General features: G+C 67.1%; 8 protein-coding genes and 1 pseudogene. 2 read left to right on the top strand and 7 right to left on the bottom strand.

Features of this window, described 5'->3' with window-relative positions:
* The 3 genes from DBR22_RS08475 to DBR22_RS08485 all read right to left on the bottom strand — a co-directional run.
* On the bottom strand, nucleotides 1-378 hold a 378-nt coding region (locus tag DBR22_RS08475), incomplete at its 3' end, for an MFS transporter (protein ID WP_146187433.1).
* Between the two features lie 14 nt (nucleotides 379-392).
* Nucleotides 393-830 (bottom strand): MaoC family dehydratase, encoded by a 438-nt coding sequence (locus DBR22_RS08480; RefSeq protein WP_108598657.1) that lies wholly within the window; start codon nucleotides 828-830, stop codon nucleotides 393-395.
* 2 nt (nucleotides 831-832) lie between these two features.
* Nucleotides 833-1,300, bottom strand: a complete 468-nt coding sequence (locus DBR22_RS08485; protein ID WP_108598658.1) for an FAS1-like dehydratase domain-containing protein — start codon at nucleotides 1,298-1,300, stop codon at nucleotides 833-835.
* Between the two features lie 112 nt (nucleotides 1,301-1,412).
* Here DBR22_RS08485 and DBR22_RS08490 point away from each other — a divergent pair, with 112 nt between their 5' ends.
* On the top strand, nucleotides 1,413-1,793 hold the full coding sequence (locus tag DBR22_RS08490; RefSeq protein ID WP_108598659.1) for an ArsR/SmtB family transcription factor: 381 nt from the start codon (nucleotides 1,413-1,415) through the stop codon (nucleotides 1,791-1,793).
* Nucleotides 1,790-3,469 (top strand): SulP family inorganic anion transporter, encoded by a 1,680-nt coding sequence (locus DBR22_RS08495; protein WP_108598660.1) that lies wholly within the window; start codon nucleotides 1,790-1,792, stop codon nucleotides 3,467-3,469. Before DBR22_RS08490 ends, DBR22_RS08495 begins: the two co-directional genes overlap by 4 nt.
* Here DBR22_RS08495 and DBR22_RS08500 read toward each other — a convergent pair.
* The 4 genes and pseudogenes from DBR22_RS08500 to DBR22_RS08515 all read right to left on the bottom strand — a co-directional run.
* Nucleotides 3,459-3,683, bottom strand: a complete 225-nt coding sequence (locus tag DBR22_RS08500; RefSeq protein ID WP_108598661.1) for a DUF3188 domain-containing protein — start codon at nucleotides 3,681-3,683, stop codon at nucleotides 3,459-3,461. The two genes, DBR22_RS08495 and DBR22_RS08500, sit on opposite strands and share 11 nt — an antisense overlap.
* 199 nt (nucleotides 3,684-3,882) lie before the next feature.
* Nucleotides 3,883-4,746, bottom strand: a complete 864-nt coding sequence (locus tag DBR22_RS08505; RefSeq protein WP_108598662.1) for an HpcH/HpaI aldolase/citrate lyase family protein — start codon at nucleotides 4,744-4,746, stop codon at nucleotides 3,883-3,885.
* A gap of 92 nt (nucleotides 4,747-4,838) precedes the next feature.
* Entirely contained in the window at nucleotides 4,839-5,807 is a 969-nt protein-coding gene (locus DBR22_RS08510) for an aldo/keto reductase (RefSeq protein ID WP_108598663.1), read from the bottom strand.
* Between the two features lie 87 nt (nucleotides 5,808-5,894).
* Nucleotides 5,895-6,133, bottom strand: a pseudogene (locus DBR22_RS08515) (alpha-amylase); the annotation flags it as partial.

A 6,133-nucleotide genomic window follows, 5' to 3' on the forward strand; every position in this document is an offset into this window, starting at 1 on the left:
GGACGCAGTGTTCCAACTGGCCGTGCCGAGGCCGATGACCGCCAGGCCCACGGCTACCGCTACGGGATTGGCCAGCACCGAAGTACCGAATCCGGTGATGGCCAGCCCGGCGCCCACCATGAGGCCGCCGGTACGGATGGTCAGCTTGGAGCCCAGCCTCAGGACAATCAGCCCGGAGGCGGACACGGACAGGAATGACCCCAGCGTCATGCAGAGCAGAAGCAGCCCGACGTTGCCGGGAGTCAGGTCCAGGCCGTCGCGGATGGCCGGCAGCCGTGACACCCAGGAGGCGAAGGCCACTCCGCTGGCGCCATAGGCCACCACGACGGCGTTGCGCCAGCGCGTTACCTCGGCAGCAGTCGCTGCCGGGGTGGTCAAGGACTCGCCGCGGTTCAGGACACCCTGACGACGGCCTGGGCCTTCATCAGCACTTTCTGGCCCGCCGAGACGACGGTGAGGTCGATGCGTGCGGTGCCGGCATCGGCGTCGAGCTTTCCAATGGCGCCGCTGACCTCGATGGTTGCCCCTGGTTCCGGGGAGCCGGTGGTGTCCGTCACCGGAACGGGCTTGGTGAAACGGGTCTGGCAATCGACGACGGCGGCGGGATCGCCTGCCCAGTCGCTCACCAGTTGCACGGCGGCACCCATGGTGAACATGCCGTGGGCGATGACGCCGGGCAGTCCGACTCCGGTGGCGAAGGCTTCGTTCCAGTGGATGGGGTTGAAGTCCCCGGAGGCACCGGCGTACTTGACCAGGTCCGTGCGGGTGACCTCGATGGTGCGGCTGCCGATGTTCTGGCCGGCCGTGAGTTCGTTGAAAGTGGGGCTCATGATTACTGTCCCTCTCCGCGGACCAGGATGGATGAGGTGGTGGTGGTGACCGGTTCACGGCCTTCGCTGCTGCCGTCGGATACGGCGAAGATTTCGGCCCGGGTGGTGATCATGGCCCCGCCTCCCATGGCGCGGACGCCGTCAACGTGGAGTTCGGCGACGAGCCGGTCGCCGGCGATGATGGGGCGGTGGTGGATGAAGCGCTGGTCCGCATGGACCACCCGGGAGAAGTCGATCCCGGCTTCCGGATCCTCGATCAGCTGGGCGTCGGCGCGCTGGGCAATGATGATGGCGAAGGTGGGCGGCGCAACAAGGTCCCGGTGGCCCAGGGCCTTGGCGGCCTCGACGTCGAAGTGGGCGGGGTGGGTGGCTTTGACCGCGCGGGCGAACTCGCGGATTTTTTCGCGGCCGACGTCGTACACCTCTGCGGCAGGGTAGCTGCGGCCCTGCAGATCCGGATTGATAGTCATGGCTCCAAGCCTATCCTTAGGGCTGCCGCGGAGGGGTCTTGTGTCGCCTTGATATGATGGATTCATCATTCCATCAAGTGAGCTTGTGAGATGCCACAAAGGAGCGCACGCCATGTTGTCCCCCGCCCAGGCCCCGCTGTACGAGATCAAGGCCAACCTGTTCAAAGCGCTGGCGCACCCGGCCCGGATCAGGATCCTGGAGCTGCTGGCTGCGGCTCCGGAGAACACGGCTCCTGTCAGCTACCTGCTCACCGAAACCGGGCTTGAGGCTTCCCACCTTTCACAGCACCTCGCCACCCTGCGCAAGCACAAAGTAGTGACGTCGGTGCGGACGGCCAACGCCGTGACCTACCGCTTGGCGCACCCTGGGATTTCGAAACTGCTTTCCATCGCCCGCGCCTTCCTGCTCGACAGCCTTGCTGATTCCAACGAACAACTCAGGCTCGCGCAGGAACTGCCTGCCGGTCACCTTCCGGCGGAGCCAGCCTCGTGAGCACGGCCCTGCGGTCCGGTTCCACGGCGCTCGCCCGGTTCCTGCCCTCCCGGGCGGACTACGCCGGGCTCCGGCAGTCCTGGCGGTCAGACCTGTTGGCCGGGATCACGGTGGGTATCGTGGCACTGCCGCTGGCTCTCGCGTTCGGGGTCAGCTCGGGGGTGGGCGCCGAGGCGGGCCTGATCACCGCGATTGTGGCCGGGCTGGTGGCTGCGGTGATGGGCGGCTCGCATGTCCAGGTCTCGGGACCCACCGGCGCCATGGTGGTGGTGCTGGCTCCCGTGGTGGCGGTGCACGGGACGGGCAGCGTGGCCCTGGTTTCGCTGATGGCCGGGCTCATGGTCTGCGTCCTGGGCATCAGCGGGCTGGGCAAGGCGGTGGCCTTCATCCCGTGGCCGGTGGTGGAAGGCTTCACCCTCGGCATTGCCGCCATCATTTTCCTCCAGCAGGTTCCATTGGCCACCGGCACGGCCGGGACACCGGGCCACAACACGCTGCTGGCGGCCATCGAAGCAGCGTCCCGGGCCGAGTCCCCTACCGTCATGCTGACGCTGGCTCTGGTGGCGGGCGTCGCCGTCGTGATGGTGATGGTCCAGAAGTTCTTCCGGGCACTGCCGGCCAGCCTGCTCGCTGTTATCCTGGCGGCTGTGGCCGCCGAACTTCTGGGGCTGGACGTTCCCCGGATCGGCGCGCTGCCGCATTCCCTGCCCTCCCCCGCGCTGCCGGCGATGGACATTGCTTCACTGGGCGCCCTGGCGATGCCCGCCGTCGCGATTGCAGCGCTCGCGGCCATCGAATCGCTGTTGTCGGCCCGCGTGGCAGGCGGCATGGCAGGCCCGGACGGAACCCCCAGCGGGGCCTACAGCCCTGACCGCGAACTCACCGGCCAGGGCCTGGCCTCGATCGCTGCCGGTTTGTTTGGCGGCATGCCGGCCACCGGAGCCATTGCCAGGACTGCCGTGAATGTGCGCTCAGGTGCCAGGACCCGCCTTTCCGCGGTGGTGCATGCGGTGGTGCTCCTGGGCATCGTCTATCTGGCCGCCGGGCTGGTAGGTCAGATTCCGCTGGCCGCCCTGGGAGGTGTGCTGATGGTGACCGCGACCCGCATGGTGTCCCGGCGGACAGTCACGGCGATCCTGCGGTCCACGCGGCCGGATGCGGTGGTTTTCATCCTCACGGCACTCATCACGGTGGCTTTCGATCTGATCGTCGCGATCCAGATCGGGCTCGCCGCAGCCGCGCTGTTCACGCTGCGCAAGTTTGCTTCGCTGAGCAGTGTCCAGCGCGAGGACATTTCCGGGCCACGGGCCGAAGGCGATGAGCATATTGCCGTGTTCCGGCTGGACGGTGCCATGTTCTTCGGCGCCGCTGAACGCATCCTCCAGGAGATCAGCCAGGTGCGGGACATCCAGGTGGCCATCATCAGGCTCTCCCAGCTCCGGATGCTGGACGCCACCGGCGCCCATGCCCTCGTGGAGGTCATCTCCGCCCTGGAGCTGCGCGGCATCACGGTCCTCCTGAAGGGAGTCCGGCCGGATCACCTGCAGTTGGTGACCAACGTTGGCGTGATCCGCTCGCTCCGCCACCACAAGCACCTGTTCGACGATCTTCCGGCGGCCGTGGAGCATGCCCGCAGCCATGTGGGCAGGAACGCCGCCGCGGCGGCTAGCGCCTGAGGTTCTTCCGGATCGCCTGGCCGCGGACCACGATGCCCACGATGTGCAGGACCAGGCCCAACCCGATGACGGCCAGGGAGGCGACGGCCAGCTCCCGGTTGTTGCTGGTGTTGCCCACAATGTTCAGGATCAGCCCGACGCCGATCAGCGCCATGGCACTGAAAACCAGGACTTTGTACGAGGTGGGCGCAGACTCCCAGAATTCTTTGAGCACCGTGACAGTCTACCGAGCGCCGCAGCTTCAGTAGACTGCACGCCCCGCAACGGCAACGCGGGGTCACTTAACGCCCAATCCGACGTCGTTATCGGGCGGTAAGTGACCCCGCGTTGCTGGAGAGGCGCGTTGGCGCGTTGCTGGAGATCCGCGTTGGTGGAGAGGCGCGTTGGTGGAGAGGCGCGTTGCTGGAGAGGCGTTACAGGGCCGGCTGGACTCCGAAGGCCACGGCGAGCTTCATGATCTTCTCGGCACGGCCCAGGCGCGGGAGATCGGAGCCGTCGCGGATAACACGGCCGTTGGCCTCGAAGTCGTTCATGAAGTCGGTAGCCCAGGCGACGTCGGACGGCGTGGGGCTGATGACCTCGTTGATCACCGGGGTCTGGTCGATCGCCAGGCAAAGCTTTCCGGTCATGCCCATCATGACGGTGATGCCGGTCTGCTCGCGCAGGATGGGGTGGTTGGTGCCCACGGTGGGGCCGTCGATGGGGCCGGGCAGGTTGCCGACCCGGCTGGCGACCACGAGCTTGGCGCGCGGGTAGGCCATGGCCTCGGCGGTGGCGGCCATGCCGGTGTCGCGGCGGAAGTCACCGGAGCCGAAGGCGAGGCGGAACGCGCCCTGCGCCTTGGCGATGTTGTTGGCTTCCTCGATGCCGACGGCGGATTCCACCAGCGGGATAACAGGCGTTTTGCCGTCCATGCGGTGGAAGCTTTCGGTCACCTGGTCAGCGGACTCGGTTTTGGCGAGCATGACCCCGAGCAGGCCGGGGGTTCCACGCAGTCCGGCGAGGTCGTCGGCCCAGAACGGGCTGGTGGCATCGTTGATGCGGACCCAGGCCTTGCCGCCGCCGCTCAGCCAGTCAATGACGTGGCCGCGGGCCTGGTCCTTCTGGGACGGGTCCACTGCGTCTTCGATATCAAGGATGATCGAATCCGCGCGCGAGGCGGCAGACTGGTCGAACAGTTCTGTTTTCATTGCGTTCACCAGGAGCCATGAACGGGCGATTTCTGCTGGGATATTGCGTTCCGGCCGTATGGTCTCGGTGGCGATGGTTGACGTCATGCTTCTACCGTATCCGGCATGGCACCGCCAGCGCTAAGTGGTACCGCCATCACATGACCAATACGAACAATACGGGCGTGCGGCGTCACGGATCAGGGGATGCTGGTCCCCCGGGCGGCGATCCACAGCCCGTACCATTCGGTCCGGGTCAGGGCCGCAGCTACCCGGCCGGCATCCGCGCAGGCCCTGATCCGGGCCGGATTGACCGTCCCGATCACGGGCGCAATCTTCGCCGGGTGCTTCATCAGCCAGCCCAGCAGCACCGCTTCCCCGGACGTTCCGTACTTCCCGGCCAGCTCCGCCACCAGCGTTGCCGCCGCAGTCTCCGCCGTCGTCGGGTCTTCCGGCGCAGCACCGGTGTACAGTCCCCGGGCCAGCGCACCGTAGGCCTGCAGCGTGAGACCGTTCCGGGCGCAGTACTCGAGCGTTCCGTGCGGGAAGCTGTAATCCAGCGACTCGGCGTGGTTGACCAGGACCTGGCTTTCCAGCCAGGCACGCTTGAGCAGGCTCATCTCCAGCTGGTTGGCCACCAGGGGCACCTCCAGCCGGTCCTGCAGCGCCTGGATCTGGGCGCCGGACATGTTGGACACGCCCAGGGCGCGTACCTTGCCCTCGGCCATGAGCTGCCCGACGGCGTCCGCCACCTCTGCGAGGTCAGTCAGCGGATCGGGGCGGTGCAGCAGGAGCACGTCCACGAAGTCCGTCCGCAGCCTCGCCAGGCTGCCGCCGACGCGCTCCAGGATGGCGTCCCGGCTCAGGTCATAGTGCCCGGGGATCCCCTTCTCGCCCAGCCGGATCCCGCACTTTGTCTGCAGCCGGATGCGCTCGCGCAGGCCCGGCGTTGCCGCGAGGACCTCCCCGAACACTGCTTCGGACTTGCCCTTGCGGTAGATGTCGGCGTGATCGAACAGCGTGATGCCCGCGTCCAGCGCGGCCTCGATGGCCGCCGCAGCCTCGTCCACATGGTCGGTGCCGTGCGGCTCGTCGGACCAGCTTCCGCCCAGGCCCATGCAGCCGTAGATGAGCTCCTGCGCGGACGATGGAGCGGTGTGTTCAGTCATTGCTTCACTCTTTCATGGGCTGCGGCAGACGGACAGGTGGCGGGACCCGGCCGGGTCCCGCCACCTGTGTTCGGGATTTGAGGGATGTCAGCGCAGCCAGGCAGTGCTGTTGGCGGCCAGCTTGCCGTCTTCCAGCGGGGCGCTGCTGACCAGTACGGTCCCTGCGGGAAGTTCGACGGCGAGGTCACCGAAGTTGGTCACTGACTGCCAGCCACCGGGACGGCTGAAATGCAGGACCTTTGAGTTGGCCGTGGGGATCCAGGTCAGTTCCTCAGCGGCCTGGAGTTCCCGGCGCAGCTTCAGGGCCTTCCGGTACAGCTCCAGGG

The sequence above is a fragment of the Arthrobacter sp. HMWF013 genome (genome assembly GCF_003061105.1).
In the GTDB taxonomy this organism is placed as follows: Bacteria; Actinomycetota; Actinomycetes; order Actinomycetales; family Micrococcaceae; genus Arthrobacter.